General features: G+C 65.6%; 16 protein-coding genes. 4 read left to right on the forward strand and 12 right to left on the reverse strand.

Annotated features, from left to right (window positions below; translation table 11 throughout):
* Positions 1–63 precede the first annotated feature (63 nt).
* The 4 genes from dgcA to gbdR all read right to left on the reverse strand — a co-directional run bounded on the left by dgcA (position 64) and on the right by gbdR (position 5,163).
* Positions 64–2,136: a dimethylglycine demethylation protein DgcA gene (gene dgcA, locus AC2VNO_RS09335; protein WP_486933880.1), complete on the reverse strand. Its 2,073-nt coding sequence runs from the start codon at positions 2,134–2,136 to the stop codon at positions 64–66.
* 10 nt (positions 2,137–2,146) lie between these two features.
* The gene (locus AC2VNO_RS09340; RefSeq protein ID WP_486933881.1) at positions 2,147–2,692 is read right to left on the reverse strand and encodes a DUF5943 domain-containing protein; all 546 of its coding nucleotides are present in this window, start codon (positions 2,690–2,692) and stop codon (positions 2,147–2,149) included.
* Positions 2,693–2,810: 118 nt separating this feature from the next.
* Complete coding sequence (locus tag AC2VNO_RS09345; protein ID WP_010625861.1) at positions 2,811–3,788, reverse strand: dipeptidase; 978 nt, start codon at positions 3,786–3,788, stop codon at positions 2,811–2,813.
* 214 nt (positions 3,789–4,002) lie between these two features.
* The gene (gbdR, locus tag AC2VNO_RS09350) at positions 4,003–5,163 is read right to left on the reverse strand and encodes a choline metabolism transcriptional regulator GbdR (protein WP_486933882.1); all 1,161 of its coding nucleotides are present in this window, start codon (positions 5,161–5,163) and stop codon (positions 4,003–4,005) included.
* Between the two features lie 260 nt (positions 5,164–5,423).
* On the opposite strand from gbdR, the gene AC2VNO_RS09355 reads away from it, so the two are divergent.
* The 4 genes from AC2VNO_RS09355 to AC2VNO_RS09370 all read left to right on the forward strand — a co-directional run bounded on the left by AC2VNO_RS09355 (position 5,424) and on the right by AC2VNO_RS09370 (position 9,845).
* Positions 5,424–6,410, forward strand: a complete 987-nt coding sequence (locus AC2VNO_RS09355) for a 2-hydroxyacid dehydrogenase (protein WP_486933883.1) — start codon at positions 5,424–5,426, stop codon at positions 6,408–6,410.
* 151 nt (positions 6,411–6,561) lie between these two features.
* Positions 6,562–7,311 (forward strand): SDR family oxidoreductase, encoded by a 750-nt coding sequence (locus tag AC2VNO_RS09360; RefSeq protein WP_486933884.1) that lies wholly within the window; start codon positions 6,562–6,564, stop codon positions 7,309–7,311.
* Positions 7,312–7,326: 15 nt separating this feature from the next.
* Positions 7,327–8,175 (forward strand): ureidoglycolate lyase, encoded by an 849-nt coding sequence (locus tag AC2VNO_RS09365; RefSeq protein WP_486933885.1) that lies wholly within the window; start codon positions 7,327–7,329, stop codon positions 8,173–8,175.
* A gap of 26 nt (positions 8,176–8,201) precedes the next feature.
* Positions 8,202–9,845, forward strand: a complete 1,644-nt coding sequence (locus AC2VNO_RS09370; protein ID WP_486933886.1) for a UxaA family hydrolase — start codon at positions 8,202–8,204, stop codon at positions 9,843–9,845.
* Between the two features lie 79 nt (positions 9,846–9,924).
* Here AC2VNO_RS09370 and nanR read toward each other — a convergent pair whose 3' ends face one another.
* The 8 genes from nanR to AC2VNO_RS09410 form a co-directional block, all read right to left on the reverse strand.
* Positions 9,925–10,641 carry a transcriptional regulator NanR gene (gene nanR / locus AC2VNO_RS09375; RefSeq protein ID WP_486933887.1) on the reverse strand — a complete coding sequence of 239 codons (717 nt, stop codon included), beginning with the start codon at positions 10,639–10,641 and terminating at the stop codon, positions 9,925–9,927.
* Positions 10,642–10,705: 64 nt separating this feature from the next.
* Entirely contained in the window at positions 10,706–11,782 is a 1,077-nt protein-coding gene (locus AC2VNO_RS09380; protein ID WP_486933888.1) for an Ldh family oxidoreductase, read from the reverse strand.
* 25 nt (positions 11,783–11,807) lie between these two features.
* The gene (locus tag AC2VNO_RS09385; protein WP_486933889.1) at positions 11,808–13,187 is read right to left on the reverse strand and encodes a TRAP transporter large permease; all 1,380 of its coding nucleotides are present in this window, start codon (positions 13,185–13,187) and stop codon (positions 11,808–11,810) included.
* 33 nt (positions 13,188–13,220) lie between these two features.
* Positions 13,221–13,802: a TRAP transporter small permease gene (locus AC2VNO_RS09390; RefSeq protein ID WP_486933890.1), complete on the reverse strand. Its 582-nt coding sequence runs from the start codon at positions 13,800–13,802 to the stop codon at positions 13,221–13,223.
* A 50-nt stretch (positions 13,803–13,852) separates the two neighbouring features.
* Positions 13,853–14,848 carry a sialic acid TRAP transporter substrate-binding protein SiaP gene (locus AC2VNO_RS09395; protein ID WP_486933891.1) on the reverse strand — a complete coding sequence of 332 codons (996 nt, stop codon included), beginning with the start codon at positions 14,846–14,848 and terminating at the stop codon, positions 13,853–13,855.
* A 206-nt stretch (positions 14,849–15,054) separates the two neighbouring features.
* Complete coding sequence (locus AC2VNO_RS09400; RefSeq protein WP_486933892.1) at positions 15,055–16,263, reverse strand: four-carbon acid sugar kinase family protein; 1,209 nt, start codon at positions 16,261–16,263, stop codon at positions 15,055–15,057.
* Positions 16,260–17,267: a 4-hydroxythreonine-4-phosphate dehydrogenase PdxA gene (gene pdxA, locus AC2VNO_RS09405; RefSeq protein WP_486933893.1), complete on the reverse strand. Its 1,008-nt coding sequence runs from the start codon at positions 17,265–17,267 to the stop codon at positions 16,260–16,262. The genes AC2VNO_RS09400 and pdxA overlap by 4 nt, the downstream gene beginning before the upstream one ends.
* Positions 17,264–18,028: an SDR family NAD(P)-dependent oxidoreductase gene (locus AC2VNO_RS09410; protein ID WP_486933894.1), complete on the reverse strand. Its 765-nt coding sequence runs from the start codon at positions 18,026–18,028 to the stop codon at positions 17,264–17,266. Before AC2VNO_RS09410 ends, pdxA begins: the two co-directional genes overlap by 4 nt.
* Positions 18,029–18,181 lie beyond the last annotated feature (153 nt).

The raw sequence follows: 18,181 nt of genomic DNA on the forward strand, positions 1-18,181 counted from the left end.
ACTGCTTGCTCCATGAGCATGACGAGCCGAACTTCAACAACGCCTGGCCGAGCGCAATAGCTTTCAAAGGTCTTTACACAGCCGCAGGGCGTCGTAGATGGCCGCATGCGTATTGCGCGGCGCGGTGCAGTCGCCCAGGCGGAACAGCAGGTAGCCTTCGCCCTGCTCGCTCAAGCTGGGCTGCGCCTTGGCGGCGTAGAGCGCCTCGAGATCCACCTGGCCACGATTGCGCGAACGCTCCTTGAGTGCGTAGTAGAGCCCCTCGTCCGGGCGTACGCCGTTCTCCACCACCACCTGATCGACCACCCGCTCCTCCAGAGCGCCGGTATACTCGTTCTCGAGCACCGCCACCAGCTGCCCGCCCTCACGGTAGACCTTATGCAGCGCCAGGTCGGAGGTCATGATCACCTCCTTCTCGTAGAGGCTGCGGTAATAGGTCGGGAAGGTGGTGCCGCCTACCGCGGCACCCGGCTTGATGTCGTCGGTGACGATTTCGACCTTGGAGCCCTTGTCGGCAAGGAAATCCGCTACAGAGACGCCGGTGAATTCGCAGATGGTGTCGTAGATAAGTACGTTTTTGCCCGGCTCCGCCGCACCGCTGAGAACGTCCCAGGCGCTCACCACCAAACTCTCCTCAGGGTTTTCCGAGTAACCCCACTCCGGGTTCTGGCTGAGGAAGGGCTGCCCGCCGGTGGCCAGCATCACGACATCGGGGCGCAGGTCCTCGAGGGTGGCTTCGTCGGCGCGAGTACCCAGGCGCAGATCGACCCCGAGGCGTGTCAGTTCCAGCTGGTACCAGCGAGTGATGCCGGCGATCTGATCGCGCTGCGGCGCCTGGGCGGCGATGGTGATCTGACCGCCCAGCTGCTCTTCAGCTTCGAACAAGGTGACGTCGTGGCCTCGCTCGGCGGCGACGCGGGCCGCCTCCATGCCGCCGGGGCCGCCGCCTACCACCACCACCTTGCGCTTCGGTCCTTCGCTTTTCTCGATGATGTGCGGCAGTCCCATATACTCCCGCGACGTCGCGGCGTTCTGAATACACAGCACGTCGAGGCCCTGATACTGGCGGTCGATGCAGTAGTTGGCACCGACACACTGCTTGATCTGGTCGATCTGCCCCATCTTGATCTTGGCAATCAGGTGCGGATCGGCGATATGGGCACGGGTCATGCCCACCAGATCGACGTAGCCCCCTTCGAGAATGCGCTGGGCCTGGTTGGGGTCCTTGATGTTCTGGGCGTGGATCACCGGCACCTTGACCACTTCCTTGATGCCCGCCGCCAGGTGCAGGAAGGGCTCCGGCGGGAAGGACATGTTGGGAATCACGTTGGCCAGGGTGTTGTGGGTATCGCAGCCGGAGCCGATCACGCCGAAGAAATCGACCTTGCCGGTGGCATCGTAATAGGCGGCGATCTGCTTCATGTCCTCATGGGTCAGGCCGTCGGGGTGGAACTCGTCGCCACAGATGCGCATGCCCACGGCGAAGTCGTCGCCCACCTCGGCGCGCACCGCCTTGAGCACCTCCATGCCGAAGCGCATGCGATTCTCGAAGCTGCCGCCCCACTGATCGGTGCGCTTGTTGACCCGCGGACTCCAGAACTGATCGATCAGGTGCTGGTGCACGGCGGAGAGTTCGACACCGTCCAGTCCGCCTTCCTTGGCCCGCCGAGCGGCCTGGGCGAAGTCGCCGACGATACGCCAGATCTCCTCCTCCTCGATGGTCTTGCAGGTGGAGCGGTGCACCGGTTCGCGGATACCCGAGGGCGACACCAGGGTCGGCCAGTCGAAGCCGTCCCAGCGCGAGCGCCGTCCCATGTGGGTGATCTGGATCATGATCTTGCCGCCGTGCTTGTGCACGGCATCGGCGAGATTCTGGAAGTGAGGGATGATGCGGTCGGTGGACAGGTTCACCGAGCTCCACCAGCCCTGGGGGCTGTCGATGGAGACCACCGAGGAGCCGCCGCAGATGCACAACCCGCAGCCGCCCTTGGCCTTCTCCTCGTAGTAACGAACGTAACGCTCGGTAGTCATGCCGCCGTCGGTGGCATGCACTTCGGCATGGGCGGTACTGACCACGCGGTTGCGGATGGTCAGCTTGCCGATCTGGATCGGCTCGAAGATCGCGTCGAATGCCATGAAAACCTCCTCAACCCTGAGCGTCGGCCAGCGGCTGAACGGTGAAGATGCCCACATCGCAGCCGGGTTCGGCGGCGCTTTGGGTCTGCTCGGCCACGGTGCGCAGATTGCTGCCTCGGGCGGCGAGGATCTGGTCCATGGCACCGGCGAACCAGCCGGTGAACATGTACTCTTCCTTATGCCCCGTCTTGCCCAGCTGATAGACGAAAGCGCTGTGCTCCAGGCGTACCCGGGCGGTGCCGGCATCGAGGTCGATTTCCTCGGTGACGAACTTGCCCCAGCCACGCTGGGACAGACGTGTCATGTAATGCTCGAACACCTCGACACCCTCCAGGCCGTGCAGCTCGGCTTCCTTCTCGCACCAGTGCCAGGCGCTCTTGTAGCCGGCGTGGTAGAGAATCTCGGCGTACTTATCCACACCCAGCGCTTCGGCGACGGCCGTATGGTTGTTGATAAAGAAGTGCCGCGGTACGTAGAGCATCGGCAGGGCGTCGGTGGTCCACACGCCGGTTTCGCTATCCACCTCGATGGGAAGCTCGGGGGCCATCTTGGTCACGGTTGGTTTCCTCAAATCTTGTTTGTTATGGCATTGCGGGCAAGAGCATCGTCGTTGGCAGTACCGCTCGGAGCTGGTCCGGGGGCAGGCCTGCGAGGAGGCGCCTCAGCCGCTATCGTCAGGCGCCCCAAACGTCTTTCAAGATACGCACCCAGTTTTCCCCCATGATCTTGCGCACCTGAGTTTCACTGAACCCACGGCGCAGCAAGGCTTCGGTCAGGTTGGGGAACTCGCCGATGGTGCGGATGCCCTCGGGATTGATGATCTTGCCGAAGCTGGTCAGGCGACGGGCGTAGCCCTTGTCGTGGGTCAGCCACTCGAAGAAGTCCTTGCCGTGGCCCTGGGTGAAGTCGGTACCAATGCCGATGGCGTCCTCGCCGACGATGTTCATGACGTACTCGATGGCCTCGACATAGTCGTCGACGGTGGCGTCGATACCGGCGCGCAGGAAGGGGGTGAACATGGTCACGCCGACGAAGCCGCCGTGCTCGGCGATGAAGCGCAGCTCCTCGTCGGACTTGTTGCGCGGGTGCTCCTTGAGGCCCGAAGGCAGGCAGTGGGAGTAGCACACCGGCTTCTTCGATTCGAGAATCACCTCTTCGGAGGTCTTGGAACCGACGTGGGAGAGATCGCACATGATGCCGACGCGGTTCATCTCGGCGACGATCTCGCGCCCGAAGCCGGAGAGGCCGCCGTCGCGCTCGTAGCAGCCGGTGCCCACCAGATTCTGGGTGTTGTAGCACATCTGCACGATACCGACGCCGAGCTGCTTGAAGATCTCGACGTAGCCGATCTGATCCTCGAAGGCATGGGCGTTCTGGAAACCGTAGATGATGCCGGTCTTGCCTTCCTCCTTGGCCCGGGTGATGTCGGCGGTGGTACGCACCGGGCGCACCAGGTCGCTGCACTCGGCCATCAGCTGATTCGATTTGACGATGTTGTCGACGGTGGCCTGGAAGCCCTCCCACACCGAGACGGTGCAGTTGGCGGCGGTAAGTCCACCGCGACGCATGTCCTCGAACAGCTCGCGGTTCCACTTGGCGATGATCAGGCCGTCGATGACGATGGCGTCGTCGTGCAGGTCTTGGGGCGTCATGGGGCGTGCTCCGGATCGGATTGTCTTGAGGGCAGCATAGCGCCGCCATGGTCCGTTCCGACTTCTGGAAGCGACGGTGATAATCTCAAAAGCGTCACCTCTGTCGCGGCTGCGACGCGAAGCGCGGTAACTCGACCCGAATACGGCCCCTGAAACGCGCATCTCCCGCCGAAGCGGGAGATGGGGAATTGCTGGCAAGACGCCTGGCGGTCACTCAGTGCTTCAGGCGCACGCTGGCATAGGTAGGCTCGCCGCGGGCGTTGTCGAGCGCTACCAGCGCGGCCGAGATGGGTTGCTCAGGGACGGGCTCGAGGGAGACCGGCTGCAGCAGCAGGCCATCGGAAGCGCCTTCGGGAAGCGCCGGCTGGCGCAACGGGCTCATGCCGAGCCGCTCCTCCCGTGGCGGCAGGCCGAAGAACTCCCGATAGCACTTGGAGAAGTGGGGCGTGGAGACGAAACCGCAGGCCGAGGCCACCTCGATGATCGGCATCGAGGTCTGCTTGAGCAACTGGCGCGCCCGGGTAAGGCGCAGCTTGAGGTAGTAGCGCGACGGCGAGCAGTGCAGGTACTTCTGGAACAGTCGCTCGAGCTGGCGCCGCGAGACGTCGACATAGTCGGCCAGCTCGGCGAGCTCGATGGGCTCCTCGAGATTGGCCTCCATCAGCGCCACGATTTCCAGCAGCTTGGGCTGGGTGGTACCCAGCACGTGCTTGAGCGGCACGCGCTGGTGGTCGTTCTCGCCGCGCACGCGTTCGCAGATGAACATTTCGGAAATGCCCGCCGACAGCTCACGCCCATGCTCTCGTTCGATCAGGGTCAGCATCATGTCGAGCGGCGCGGTGCCGCCGGAGGCGGTGGCGCGGTCGCGATCGATGGTGAACAGCCGGGTGGTCAGCACCGTGCGGGGGAACGACTCGCGCATCGCCGCCAGGCACTCCCAGTGCACGCTGGTCTCGTAGCCGTCCAGCAGCCCGGCCTTGGCCAGCGCCCAACTGCCGGTGCAGATGCCACCCAGCCGGCGCGACAGGCGCGCCTGCGACTGCAGCCAGACGACGTGCTCGCGCTGCACGGTACGGGCAGGCCCCACGCCACCGCAGACGATGACCATGTCCAGCGCCAGCGGCATGGTGATGGCACCGTCCGGTGTGACCCGCAGACCGTCGCTGGCCGAGATCGGCCCGCCATCCACACTCAGCGTGAACCAGCGAAACAGCTCACGCCCGGCGAGCTGATTGGCCATGCGCAGCGGCTCGATGGCCGAGGCCAACGAAAACAGCGTGAAGTTCTCCAGCAGCAGGAATCCCAGCGTCTGGGGCATCGGTGCCTTGCGCAATGTTTGGGGCGAGTTGGCCGAAGCCGGGGTCATCGTGGACATGTCGGTTACTCCAAATGCCGGATCGTTGTGTGTTGTATCGGCATTGATTCATCAGGGTCTTGAATGTCGCTCTCAGGCAAGCCTACCGGGAAATGTATTGCATGTTGTCGCTCACGGATATGATTAAGATCGGCCAGAGGCGGGCAGGATGCCAGCAGCGACCGGGGCAAATGTCGCAAATAGGATGGGTAGGCGTCGCATTGCCCTGTGCTGCGGCCTTGACTAGGCTGATCCCACCTCGCCCACAGAGCCGAAAAACAATGACAAAGCGCATCATTGCCTACTGCCGTCTCAAACCCTTCCACCTCGACCAGCTCCGGCAACGCTTCCACGTCGACTACTTCGAGACATTGCAGAGCACCGACGACCCCGGCTTTCGCGAAGCCCTGGGCCAAGCACACGGACTGGTCGGTTCGAGTCTCGTGATTTCCCCGGAGCTGCTCGATCACGCCCCGCACCTCAAGGCCATCGCCACCGTCTCGGTGGGCTATGACAACTACCCCGTCGAGGCGCTGACGCGGCGCGGCATCCTGCTGTGCAACACCCCCGACGTGCTCACCGAGACCACTGCCGACACCGGCTTCCTGCTGATCATGGCAACCGCCAGGCGTGCCATCGAGCTGGCCGATCTCGTCAGGCGCGGCGACTGGACGACCGGCATCGGCGAGGCTCATTTCGGTAGCGACGTGCACGGCAAGACCCTGGGCATGATCGGCTTCGGTCGTATCGGCGCCAGCGTGGCCCGCCGCGGCGCCCTGGGTTTCGGCATGCGGGTGCTCTACGCCTGCTCCTCGCCCAAACCGGCGCTGGAGCAGGAGCTGGGCGCCGTGCGCTGCGAGCTGGATGAACTGCTGGCCCAGGCCGACTTCGTCTGCGTGACCGTGCCGCTGACGCCGCAGACCACGCATTTGATCGGCAAGCGCGAATTCGCGCTGATGAAACCCTCGGCGATCTTCGTCAACATTGCTCGCGGCCAGGTGGTCGACGAAACGGCGCTGATCGCGGCGCTGGAAACGGGTGAAATCCACGCCGCCGGGCTTGACGTCTTTGCCCAGGAGCCGCTCTCGCCAGAGTCCCCGCTACCGCACATGACCAACGTGGTGGCACTGCCGCATATCGGCTCGGCCACACACGAAACCCGCGACGCCATGGCCCAGCGCGCCGTGGACAACATCACGCTGGCGCTGGACGGCAAACGCCCGCTCAGCCTGGTCAACGAAGCGGCATGGGGCAACCTTACGCCCTGAACCGCGCAGGCCCTGACCCGAAGGCGGCCACTGACTCCTGGCCGCCTTTTTGCTGCGCTACGGCCGAGCAGAGCCACGGTTGGCAAGTCAGCGCCACTGGGCCATACTTGACCGAACATCAGGCTAGCAGCCTGTCATACAGGTATATGCCATGCGACTGCAGCACAAGACGGCTCTGATCACCGCCGCCGGCCAGGGCATCGGTCGTGCCACGGCGCTGCGCTTCGCCGCCGAAGGCGCCCGGGTCATCGCTACCGATATCGATGCCGACAAACTGAGCGACCTGGAGAGCACCCCCGGTATCGAGACGCGCCGACTGGATGTGCTCGACAGCGCGGCGGTTGCGGTATTGGCCAACGCACAGCCGCGGCTGGACGTGCTATTCAACTGTGCCGGCTACGTCGCCAGCGGGCCGCTGATGGACGTCACCGATGCCGAATGGGAGCGCTCGCTGGCTCTCAACGTCACCGCCATGATGCGCCTGACCCGCGCACTGCTGCCGGCAATGATCGCCAGCGGCGGCGGCAGCATCATCAACATGGCCTCGGTGGCTTCCAGCCTCACGGGCGTTCCCAACCGCTGCGCCTACGGTGTCACCAAGGCCGCGGTACTCGGCCTGACCAAGTCGATCGCCGCCGACTACATCGGTAGCGGTATCCGCTGCAACGCCATCTGTCCCGGCACGGTGGACTCCCCTTCGCTGCGCCAGCGCATACGCGAGCAGGCCGAGCGCCAGGGCCGCCCCGAGGCCGAGGTGCACGCCGAATTTCTCGCCCGCCAACCGCTGGGGCGACTCGGCACCGCCGAGGAGATCGCCGCCTTGGCCACCTATCTGGCTGCCGATGAATCCGGCTATACCACAGGCACCGCCCAGGTCATCGACGGCGGCTGGCTCATCTGACCCGAGGAGAACTCGATGAAACTGCTGCGCTTCGGCCCCCGTGGCCACGAAAAGCCAGGGTTGCTAGACGCAGACGGCGTGATCCGCGACCTTTCCGCTCACCTGCCCGACCTAGAAGGCCACCATCTGGGACGCGACTCCCTGTCGCGGCTGGCCGAACTCGACCCTCAGCGGCTGCCTGCGGTGGCTGACGAGCCCCGCATCGGCCCCTGCGTGGGGCGCGTCGGCAAGTTCATCTGCATCGGCCTCAACTACTCCGACCACGCCGCCGAGACCGGCGCCGAGGTGCCGCCGGAACCGGTGGTCTTCGCCAAGTGGACCAGCGCCATTTGCGGCCCCTACGACAACGTCGTCATTCCCCGTGACTCCCGCAAGACCGATTGGGAGGTGGAGCTCGGCGTGGTGATCGGCAAGCAAGCACGCTACGTGGACGAGGACGAGGCCATGGACCACGTGGCGGGCTATTGCGTGGTCAATGACGTCTCGGAGCGGGAATTCCAGCTCGAGCGCAGCGGCACCTGGGACAAGGGCAAGGGTTGCGACACCTTCGGCCCCCTCGGCCCTTGGCTGGTGACACCGGACGAAGTGCCCGACCCCCACGCTCTCGGCCTCTGGCTGGAAGTGGACGGCCACCGCTACCAGGCCGGCAACACCCGCACCATGGTCTACCGGATCCCCTTCCTGATCAGCTACCTGAGCCGCTTCATGAGTCTTCAGCCGGGCGACATCATCTCCACCGGCACCCCACCCGGGGTGGGCATGGGCCAGCGGCCGCCGGTCTACCTGAAGCCCGGTCAGCAGATGCGCCTGGGCATCGAGGGTCTCGGCGAACAGGCGCAGCACGTGATCGCCGAGCCGCACTGACGAGCCGCCGTAGGGAGCACCGCCCCATGACCACCCAGATTCTGGCCAACGATCGCGGCCACCTCGACAGCCTGCGGGTTCACCCTGCCGACAACGTGCGCGTGGCCCTCAAGGACCTGCCCGTCGGCCATTCCGTCGATGACGGCGACAGGCGCCTGCAGCTGGCGGAGGCGATCCCTCACAAGCACAAGTTCACCCTGCAAGACCTCGCCCCCGATGACGCCGTGATCATGTACGGCGTCACCGTGGGTCGCGCCACCCGCCTCATCCCGGCAGGCACGGCCATCACCACCGACAACACGGCGCACAGTACCGCCACCAGCGTGCCCCAGGCGCGGCGCGGCGCCTGGCAGGCCCCCGAGGTCTCGGCCTTCGTCGGCGCCACCTTCGACGGCTATCATCGCCCCGACGGCAAGGTGGGTACCGCCAACGTCTGGCTGGTGGTACCGCTGGTGTTCTGCGAGAACCGCAACATCGAGGTGCTGCGCCAGTGCGTCGCCGACGCCCTGGGCGAAGATCCCTATCGTGACTACAAGCGCATGGCGCGGGAGCTGCTACATGGCAGCACCGGTGCGGCTCCGGCCGAGCCGCCCGGGGAACGCCTGTTCCCCAACGTCGACGGCGTGCGCTTTCTCACTCACACCCTGGGCTGCGGCGGCACTGACGAGGATGCCCTGGCGCTCTGTCGGCTGCTGGCCGGCTACATCTGCCACCCCAATGTGGCCGGCGCCACGGTACTCAGCCTCGGCTGCCAGAAGGCGCAGATCGAGATGCTGCAAACCGCCGTGGCCGAGCGCGACCCGCGCGGGCTGCGCCCGGTGCATTACCTGGAGCAGCAGGCCAGCGTCAGCGAGGAAGCTCTGATTCGTGAAGCGCTGACCACCATCTTCGACGGTCTGAGTGAGGCCAACCGCACCCCTCGCGCACCGGCCCCGCTTTCGGCGTTGACCCTCGGCGTGGAGTGCGGCGGTTCCGACGGCTTCTCCGGGCTCTCCGCCAACCCTCTGGTGGGGGCAGTGGTCGACCGGCTGGTGGCGTTGGGGGGTAGCGGTATCCTGAGCGAGTTCCCCGAGCTTTGCGGCGTGGAGCACGAGCTGATCGCCCGCTGCCGGGACGATGCCGTGGCCGAGCGCTTCCGCGCGCTGATGGAAGCGTATCAGCGCCATGCCGCCCGGGTCGGCGCCGACTTCTCGATGAACCCCTCCCCCGGCAACATCCGCGACGGCCTGATCACCGACGCGATGAAATCGGCGGGCGCCGCCAAGAAGGGCGGCGACAGTCCGGTGGTAGACGTGCTCGACTACACCGAGCCGCACACCCGGGCCGGACTGAGCCTGCTCTGCACTCCCGGTAACGACGTGGAATCGACCACCGCGCTGGCCGGCTCCGGGGCCAACCTGATCCTCTTCACCACCGGGCTCGGCACGCCCACCGGCAACCCCGTGACCCCGGTGCTGAAGATCGCCAGCAACAGCGAACTGGCCGCGCGCATGAGCGACGTCATCGATTTCGATGCCGGCCCCATCATTCGCGGCGAAGCGAACATCGAGGAGTTGGCCGAGCGGCTGCTCGAACTTTGTCTCGACACCGCCTCGGGGCGCTACCTGCCCCGCGCGGTGGAGCTGGCGCAGTATGATTTCATTCCCTGGAAGCGCGGCGTCTCTCTATGAGGCAAAACCTGGCTGCGCTCGACGAAGGGCGCCGGGGGACCTGTCGACGGATCAGCGCCGAGTAAACGTGCACAGACCGTCAGTCGGCAAGGCGCTTCTTGAGCTTCATATAGGTCCCATAGTGACGGTCCAGGTGGCGCCGCATGGCTGCCTCGGCGGCATCGGGGTCGCGGGACTCGATGGCCTCGACGATCTCGATGTGCGCTGCCAGTGCCGCCTTGTCCTCATCTTTCTGCTGCAGCACCTGGGCGCGACGGTCGTCGAGCCATTCGGAGAGCGCCACATGAATGGCGTCGAAGATGGGGTTGCGGGAAATGCTCGCCAAGACGCCGTGAAAGTCGTTGTCGGAGCGCTTGAAGCGCGCCTCGTCACCCACGGCTTCCCGATTGTCCTGCAGGGCGGCACGCAGGTTCGCCAGATCCTCGTCGCTGGCATGACGCGCCGCGTAGCGGGCCACGGATATCTCGAACATCGCCCGGGCTTCCTGGAAATACTGCTGACCGTCGGGCTTGGCGAGCAGCTGGCGCGTCACGCCGGAGAGGCGTGCCATGACCGATTCCGCCGTGGGCCGAATCACCCGGGCGCGGGTGCCGCTGTTGATGGCGATCAGGCCGAGCTGCTGCAGATAGAACAGCGCCTCGCGCACCGCCGGGCGCCCGACACCGAACTGCTCCATCAGCTCGCGCTCCGAGGGCAGTTGATCGTTCTCGCTGAGCCGGCCCTCGAGGATTTCGGCCTCGAGCTGCTCGGCCACTTGCTCGGAGAGCGTCTTACGCTCGACCCGATATCTGGTCATGGGCTGATGCTCCACTGAATTTCGCCAATTGGCGCCAGTTTACCGTATTTGGCCAGCCCCCTGCTTACGCCAGACGCTCCAGCGGCACGATCTCGAGCCTTTCGGCGAGTTCGCGATAGGCCTGCTGGTTGGCCGTGTCCAGAGGTATGCCCTCGGCATCGCGGCGGGCCTGACAAGCCCATTCGCGATCGCCCGGGGCCAGCACGGCACCACCCCCGCGGCCCGGCTGCGCGCGCAGGTCGCCAAGGTAGTCGCGCATCCGCTCCGCATAGGGCTCGCCCGGAGCGAAGGCATCGGGCTTCATGGCCAGGAAGAAATGCGCCACGCCCCGTGGCGTGGCCATGTCGGGCCCGCCCATGGGCAGCAGCCTGAAGCCGTTGGCCATGCCCGCCAGGGTGGAGCTGAGCACTTCCACCATGCCGCCGAGCCCGGCCCCCTTGAAGCCGAAATCGGCGCCCCCCAGCGGCAGCAGAGCCGCCACGTCCGCAGGCGTTCGCGTCACCCTGCCCGCGGCGTCCGCAGCGACCTGATCGGGCAGCTCGCGGTCAATGGCACCGTACTGCTGCACGCGGTTCCAGGGAATCGCACTGGTCGCCATGTCGAACAGGTAGGGCAAGCCGTCGGCCACCGGCGCAGCAAAGGCGATGGGATTGGTGCCGTGGAACGGCTGCACGCCCTCATGCAGCAGCACGAAGGGGTCGGAGTTGCACAGGGCCATGCCGATCAGGCCACGCTCGGCGGCGGCCAGGGCATAGCAGCCGGCCGCGCCGAAGTGCGATGAATGACCCACGGCCACGGCCCCCATGCCGACCTGCTCGGCCATATCGACGGCATGTGCCATGGCGGTGTAACCGGCAAGGTGGCCGAAGCCGTTACCGGCATCGAGGTAACCAGTGGCGGGCAGACGCCGCTCGAAGCGCAGCCGGGGCGCACCGGCGATACGCCCCCCCTGCAGCGCGCTTACGTAATGGGGCAGCAGCCGCAGGCCATGGCTGTCGGTACCCATTCGCGATGCCGTCACCAGGGCGCGCGTCACGGCCCTGGCCGAGACCTCATCGGCACCCGCGCCTTCGAGCACCGCCAGCATGAAGCGCTCCAGTTCACTCCTCGCCACCTTGAAGTCGGCTACGCCTTTACTCATCGCTCACTTCCCTTGCGTTCGCCTATCAGCGATAGACCAGAGTGGGCAGCCACATGGAGATGGCCGGCACGAAAGTCACCAGCATCAGACAGATCACCAGTGGAATCAGGAACGGTATCGTGCCCCGCATGCAACGCTCGAAGCTGACGTTGGACACCCGCGACAGCACATAGAGCACCATGCCCACCGGCGGCGTCAGCAGGCCGATCATCAGGTTCAGCACCATGATCACGCCGAAGTGCACCGGATCGATACCTACCGCCATGACCAGAGGCAGCAGGACCGGCACCAGGATGGTGATGGCGGCGATGGTCTCCATGAAGCAGCCGACGAGGATCAGCACCAGATTGACCATCATCAGCACCACGACCTTGCTGTCGGAGAAGGGCCCCATCAGGGCGATGACATGCTGCGTGACCTGGTTGCTGGTGAGGATCCAGGCAAAGATCGAGGCGGCGGCGACGATGAACAGAATCACCGCCGTGGTTTCGATGGTTTCCATGCTCACCTTGATCAGCTTGCGCCAGGTCAGGGTGCGATAGACCACTACACCCAGGAGCAGCGCATAGAACACGGCGGCCACGGCAGCTTCGGTGGGGGTAAAGGCACCGGTGATGATGCCCCCGACGATGATCACCGGTGTCATCAGCGAAAGCAGCGCCCGGCCGAAGGTGTGCCCCAGCACGCGTATGGAGAAGGTGGCGTCACGCTGGTAGCCTCGACGTCGCGCGATCAGGAAGATCATCAGCATCAGCATGGCGCCCATCAGCAGACCCGGCAGCAGCCCGGCGGCAAACAGCTGACCCACCGAAGCCGACGCCATGACGCCGTAGATCACCATCGGCAGGCTGGGCGGGATGATCGGCCCTATGGTGGACGACGCTGCGGTGATGCCGACGGCGAACTCCTCATCGTAGCCGGCATCCTTCATGGCTTTTACCTCGATCATGCCGAGGCCGCCGGCATCTGCCACCGCCGCCCCCGACATTCCAGAAAAGACGATGCTCGCGCCCACGTTGACGTGGCCCAACCCTCCGCGCATCCACCCCATCAGCGCCTTGGCGAAGTTGAAGATGCGCTCGGTGATCCCGGCGTTGTTCATCAGGCTGCCGGCGAAGATGAAGAAGGGAATGGCCAGCAATGGAAAGCTGTCGATGCCGTTGATCATGCGGTGAGCCACGACGATGTCGGGCACCTGACCGCTGATCAGCACGAACATCAGACACGAGCCGGCCAGGCTGATGGCGATCGGCACGCCCAGCACCAGCATGGTGAACAGCGAGAAGAACAGGAAAGAGAGATAATGTCCCATCACCGCCAGGATCAGGCAGCCGAGCACGGCCAGCGCCGAGAGCGTGGGCGTGACGATGGGCTTGTGCCAGCGCATCACGGAGAGTCGAGCCATGCGTTGCCTCACGAAGGAATCTTGTCGTTGTCGTCACTGCGGATCGGGTGGTGCGGGTCGGCACGAGGCCTGGCGGCGCTCTGCCAGGATGCGGCCTACCAGCCGCTGCAGCCCCCGCAAGGCCATCAACACGAAGGCCGCGCACACGGCGTAATAGAGCACGCTCTTGGGCACGTCCACGGAGATCATCATGCCCCCGGTTCGCCCGCCGAGCTTGAACGTGATCCAGGCGAGCATGGTGTAAAAGGCGATACTGACGACCTCGACGGCGACATTGAGCAGCCATGACAGCCAGCCGGGCATGTAGTGGTAGAAGAACTCCACCATGATATGGGTGCCGCGCCGGACCGCCATGACGCTGCCGATGAAACCGACCAGGATCAGCAGATAGCGAGCGATCTCCTCGGTCCAGGTGGTGGAGTCGCCCAGCACGTAGCGGGTGAAGAACTGCAGGAACACGACGAAGATCAGCGCCCAGAACACGACCAGGGTGACGTAATCCTCCACGGCGTAGTCGCTGAAGCGGAAGTCGTCGTCATCGAACGCCAGATGGAAATCGATCTCGGGCTCATGGAGCTCGGGGCTCGACGTCTTGGGAGGGTGGGGATGAGACATGGGTCGGGCCTCCTTGGCATCCCGCCCCGAACGGGGCGGGATGCTTGCCTTTACTGGCCGATGGCCTGCAGTCGGTCGTACGTCTCCTCGTCCCAGGTCGCGGCATCGCCCAGGTGCTGTGGCATGACGGCTTCACGGAAGGGCGCGCGGTCGACCTCGATGACCGTGGTCCCCTGCTCCTCGAACCAGGTAACCAGCTCCCGTTCAGCCTGGACGATCTCTTCGGTGTTGTTGCGTGCCGCCTCCTCGAACACCTCGCGGAAGATCTCGCGGTCTTCTTCGGAGAGCTGGCTCCAGCGCGGCCCACCGACGATGGTGATCAGCGAATCGGTGATGTGTCCGGTCAGGTTGATGTAATCCTGGACCTCATGAAACGCCTTGGCCCGGATGGTGGGAAGCGGATTCTCCTGGGCATCCACCACGCCCTGCTGCAGCGCCAGGTAGACCTCATCGAAGGCGATGGGCGTCGGGTTGGCCCCCACCGCACGGGGGAACATCATGTAGAGCGGGGCATTGGGCACGCGAATGCGCAGGTTGCGCATGTCGTCGGGCACGTTGATCGCCTTGTTGGAGGTCACGTGGCGCTCGCCGTAATAGTTGAGAGCGAGGGGCACGTTGCCGGTGGCATTCTGGTAGCCCTCGGCAATCTCCTGGAACAGGTCGCTATCGGCGTAGGCCTGCCAGTGATCGAAGTCGCGGAACATATAGGCAGCGCCGGCAATGCCGATCGGCCCGTAGGAGCGCCCGGCGAACTGGGTACCGGTATAAATCACGTCGATGGTGCCGAGCTGGAGCCCCTCGTTGATGTCCTCTTCCTTGCCCAGCGAAGAGGCAGGGTGCACCTGCATGGTGTAGCGCCCCTCGGTACGCTGCTCGATCTCGTCGGCCGCCCACAGCGCCCATTCGTGGAACGGCTCGGAGGTTTCGTAGACATGGGCGAATCGCAGGCTCTGCTGGGCATTCGCCGCCATGCTGATGCCCGCCGCCGCAAGGGCGATGACGGTCATGCGCAGGAGCTTGGGCTGGCGTTGGCGCGTGTGGCTCATCTTGTTCTCCTTACAACCTGTCGGTTTATTCTGCTTGTCGAGTTAGGGTGCAGGCCTTGGGCAGCAGTGTCGCACCGGGCCGAAGCGTTCTCGCGAACGCTTGGCGCGGTGTGATCAGACTGTCTTGTTGTATACGTATCATACCACCCTGTCCAAACTTAGACGCTCGCCAACATGCACGCAACCGGTAATCGCGCCGGCCGGGTTCAGGCCAGACGGGCGGGCTCGGGCCCCGTGATCTCGGCATGCAATTGCAGCAACAGCTCCGGGTCGCCGAAGCCACCTGCCTTGGTCATCACCATGCGCAGCGGTTCACCGTCGAGGTAGCCCAACGCCACTCCGGGACGCCACTCCGCCACCACCTCGATGAAGCGTCCCCCCAGGCGGCCGAGTGCCGCCATCGCCGTATCACCGCCGGTCAGAAACATCAGCTGCACGCTAGAGCGCGGCCACTCGGCAACGATTGCCGCTATACGCTCCCCCATCGCCCCGGCCACCTCGGCAGGGTCGCGGGCATGGCCGTCCCGGTCGCCAGGTATCAGCAAGCGCTGCGCCGAGGCCGGCTCAGCGGGGGTGTCAGCAGGAGTGGCGCCGGCTGGGAGAACCGCCTCCCAGCCAAGCCCGGGCGCTCCCTGCCGCAGCCGTCGGCACTGCTCCAGCGCGCGCGGGCTGCGCGAGCCCACCGCATAGAGGCCATGGCGAACGTTGCTCAACCACGGGGCCGAACCATGCATCAGCCCGAAACTGCGCCGGGCTGCCTCGCAGGCCAGGCCCGCGGCCCCCACCAGCAGCCAGCGCTCCGGCGCGCGTGCAACGGCGTCGTAAAGGTAGGCCAGGTCCTGCTGGGTCGAGGCGTCGACCACGACATGCCCTTGCTCGAGCCCGAGGCCCGGTGCGGCACGCCGGCGCATCATCGTCACCCCCGCCGCGAGAAAGGCCGCATCCAGCGGTCCCTGCAGGGCGCCCGAACGCGCATCGACCCCGTAGGCGGTTTGCGCCAGCGGCTGCCCCTCCACCCATACCTCGGCATCACGCACCTCGCGTCCCTGGGCAGGCACGGCGGGAGCCAGCAGCAGCTGACGCCCGGTCACGCCAAGCATGGCGAGGCTCTCCGCCACGACCTGGCCGCGCAGGGTGGAGTCGATCTTCTTGAACCATATGGCGGGCGCGAGTCGCTCCAGCAGCCTAGTGGCCTGAACGACACGCGCTGCCGCCTCTGGGGCCGGCAGGTGACGCGATTCGGTATTCACCGCGATTACCTGCGGCGCGCTCTCCCGCCACGCCTCGAGGCTGCTCGCCAGATGCTCCAGCGCGATCACCACACGCGTCTGCGCTCCACGCGCCGCAAAGGGGGCCGCCGCATCCAGGGCGCCGGTGAGATCGTCAGCGACAATGGCGACCCGGCAGCGGCTCATGAGCGTGAGCCCGTGGCCAGGCGGCGGGCGTAGGCTATGGCTGCCGTCATGTTGGTAGCATCCGCCCGCCCCTGCCAGGCGATATCGAAGGCCGTACCGTGATCGACCGAGGTGCGCAGGATAGGCAGCCCGAGGCTCACGTTGACCGTGGTATCGAAGGCGATCAGTTTCACCGGGATGTGGCCCTGGTCGTGATACTGGGCCACGACCAGATCGAACTCACCACGAGTGGCGCGATAGAAGACGCTATCGGCCGAGATCGGCCCTCTCACGTCGAAGCCGTACTGCTGCAGCTGGCGCACAGCCGGGGCGATGATGCGCTCGTCCTCGTCGCCGAAGATACCGCCTTCACCGCAGTGGGGGTTGAGCCCGGCCACGGCGATCCGCGGCTGGGATATGCCCATCTTCACCAGATGCTCGTGCCCCACCTCCACGGTGGCGGCGATACGCGCCTCGCTGACACGCTCGATCGCCTCGCGCAGTGAAACGTGGGTGGAGACATGCAGCGTCGACAGCCTCTCGGAGGCCAGCAGCATGAACGAGGAGGGCGCCCCGGTGAGCGCCGCCAGCATGCCGGTGTGGCCATCGTAGTGATGGCCCGCCGCATGCAACGCCGCCTTGTTCAGCGGCGCGGTGACGATCACCTGCGCACGACCGCTCTGGACCAGCTCCACGGCACGCCTGACGCAGCGAAACGCCAGGTCGCCACCGGCGGCACTGATGCGTCCGTCGGGGATGGGTTGCGCCTCGGGCGCGTCGACCTCGGCGACGGCCACGCGCCCGTCGCCGGGGCGAACCTCCTCCAGCGGGGTGAATTCGAACGCGGCGCCTACCAGCGCAGCGGCCCGGCGGTAGATCGCGACATCCCCCACCAGCAGGAGACTGTCTCGCTCCCGCTCCGTCATGTCGCCCAGGGCGCGGCAGATTATCTCCGGGCCGATGCCGGCAGGATCGCCCATGGTGATGACGAGCTCATAGTCGGATACGGGCGTTGTCTTGCTCATGGCATCAACTGGCCGCCGTTGACCTCGACGATCTGCCCGGTCACGTAGCCGCTCATGCTATCGGTACCGAGGAACACGTAGGCGCCTACGCACTCCTCCGCGACCCCCGTGCGCCCCATGGGGATGGAAGCGGACACTGCGGCCAGCTGCTCCTCGGTGGAGTGGCGCACGTGGAAATCGGTGGCGATGACTCCCGGTGCCACGGCGTTGACGCGGATGTTGTCGTCCATCAACTCCTTGGCCATATTGCGGGTCATGGTACTGACGAAACCCTTTGCCGCAGCGTAGAGCCCTGCGCCCGGCCCGCCGCCATTGCGGGCCGCAATCGACGTGGTATGAATGATGTTGCCGCCGCCGGCACGCTTGAAGTGCGGCAGCGCGGCCCGGGAGACCATCACCACCGAGCGCACGTTGAGGTCCATTACCCGGTCGAAATGCTCATCGTCGATCTCGGCCAGCGCGACCCGTCCCAGCATGTCGCCGGCGTTGTTGATCAACAGATCCAGGCCACCCAGCTGCTCGGCGGCCTCGTCGACGACACGCCGGGCCTGCTCGGAGCGGCTGACATCGCCCCTGATGACCACGGCCTCCCCGCCTGCCGCCCGAATGTCGCGGGCCACCGCCTCAGCCGCGTCGGCACTGGCGTGATAATGCACCGCAACCCGCGCCCCCAGCGCACCGAGCTGGCGCGCCACGGCCGCGCCGATACCGCGGCTGGCCCCGGTGATCAAAACACGCTTGCCCTTCCACTCATCCAACATGCCCGCTCCCCTTCGCTGTTCGTCTGAGCCTGCCTACACTCATCGCCGGTCCACCCTGCCGGCCACGCCGGTCGACCCGGCTTGCGTTGATACGCTAAAGTGGACCGCACTGGCATACCTGTCATACATCACGACACATACCATGATAGGCGA

This window comes from Halomonas sp. TH-94, assembly GCF_057473365.1.

Bases quoted from the DNA above. Each gene is read 5' to 3' on its own strand.
- dgcA (WP_486933880.1), bottom strand. From the start codon at position 2,136: ATGGCATTCGACGCGATCTTCGAGCCGATCCAGATCGGCAAGCTGACC.
- AC2VNO_RS09345 (WP_010625861.1), bottom strand. From the start codon at position 3,788: ATGACGCCCCAAGACCTGCACGACGACGCCATCGTCATCGACGGCCTG.
- gbdR (WP_486933882.1), bottom strand. From the start codon at position 5,163: ATGTCCACGATGACCCCGGCTTCGGCCAACTCGCCCCAAACATTGCGC.
- AC2VNO_RS09355 (WP_486933883.1), top strand. From the start codon at position 5,424: ATGACAAAGCGCATCATTGCCTACTGCCGTCTCAAACCCTTCCACCTC.
- AC2VNO_RS09360 (WP_486933884.1), top strand. From the start codon at position 6,562: ATGCGACTGCAGCACAAGACGGCTCTGATCACCGCCGCCGGCCAGGGC.
- AC2VNO_RS09365 (WP_486933885.1), top strand. From the start codon at position 7,327: ATGAAACTGCTGCGCTTCGGCCCCCGTGGCCACGAAAAGCCAGGGTTG.
- AC2VNO_RS09370 (WP_486933886.1), top strand. From the start codon at position 8,202: ATGACCACCCAGATTCTGGCCAACGATCGCGGCCACCTCGACAGCCTG.
- nanR (WP_486933887.1), bottom strand. From the start codon at position 10,641: ATGACCAGATATCGGGTCGAGCGTAAGACGCTCTCCGAGCAAGTGGCC.
- AC2VNO_RS09380 (WP_486933888.1), bottom strand. From the start codon at position 11,782: ATGAGTAAAGGCGTAGCCGACTTCAAGGTGGCGAGGAGTGAACTGGAG.
- AC2VNO_RS09385 (WP_486933889.1), bottom strand. From the start codon at position 13,187: ATGGCTCGACTCTCCGTGATGCGCTGGCACAAGCCCATCGTCACGCCC.
- AC2VNO_RS09390 (WP_486933890.1), bottom strand. From the start codon at position 13,802: ATGTCTCATCCCCACCCTCCCAAGACGTCGAGCCCCGAGCTCCATGAG.
- AC2VNO_RS09395 (WP_486933891.1), bottom strand. From the start codon at position 14,848: ATGAGCCACACGCGCCAACGCCAGCCCAAGCTCCTGCGCATGACCGTC.
- AC2VNO_RS09400 (WP_486933892.1), bottom strand. From the start codon at position 16,263: ATGAGCCGCTGCCGGGTCGCCATTGTCGCTGACGATCTCACCGGCGCC.
- pdxA (WP_486933893.1), bottom strand. From the start codon at position 17,267: ATGAGCAAGACAACGCCCGTATCCGACTATGAGCTCGTCATCACCATG.
- AC2VNO_RS09410 (WP_486933894.1), bottom strand. From the start codon at position 18,028: ATGTTGGATGAGTGGAAGGGCAAGCGTGTTTTGATCACCGGGGCCAGC.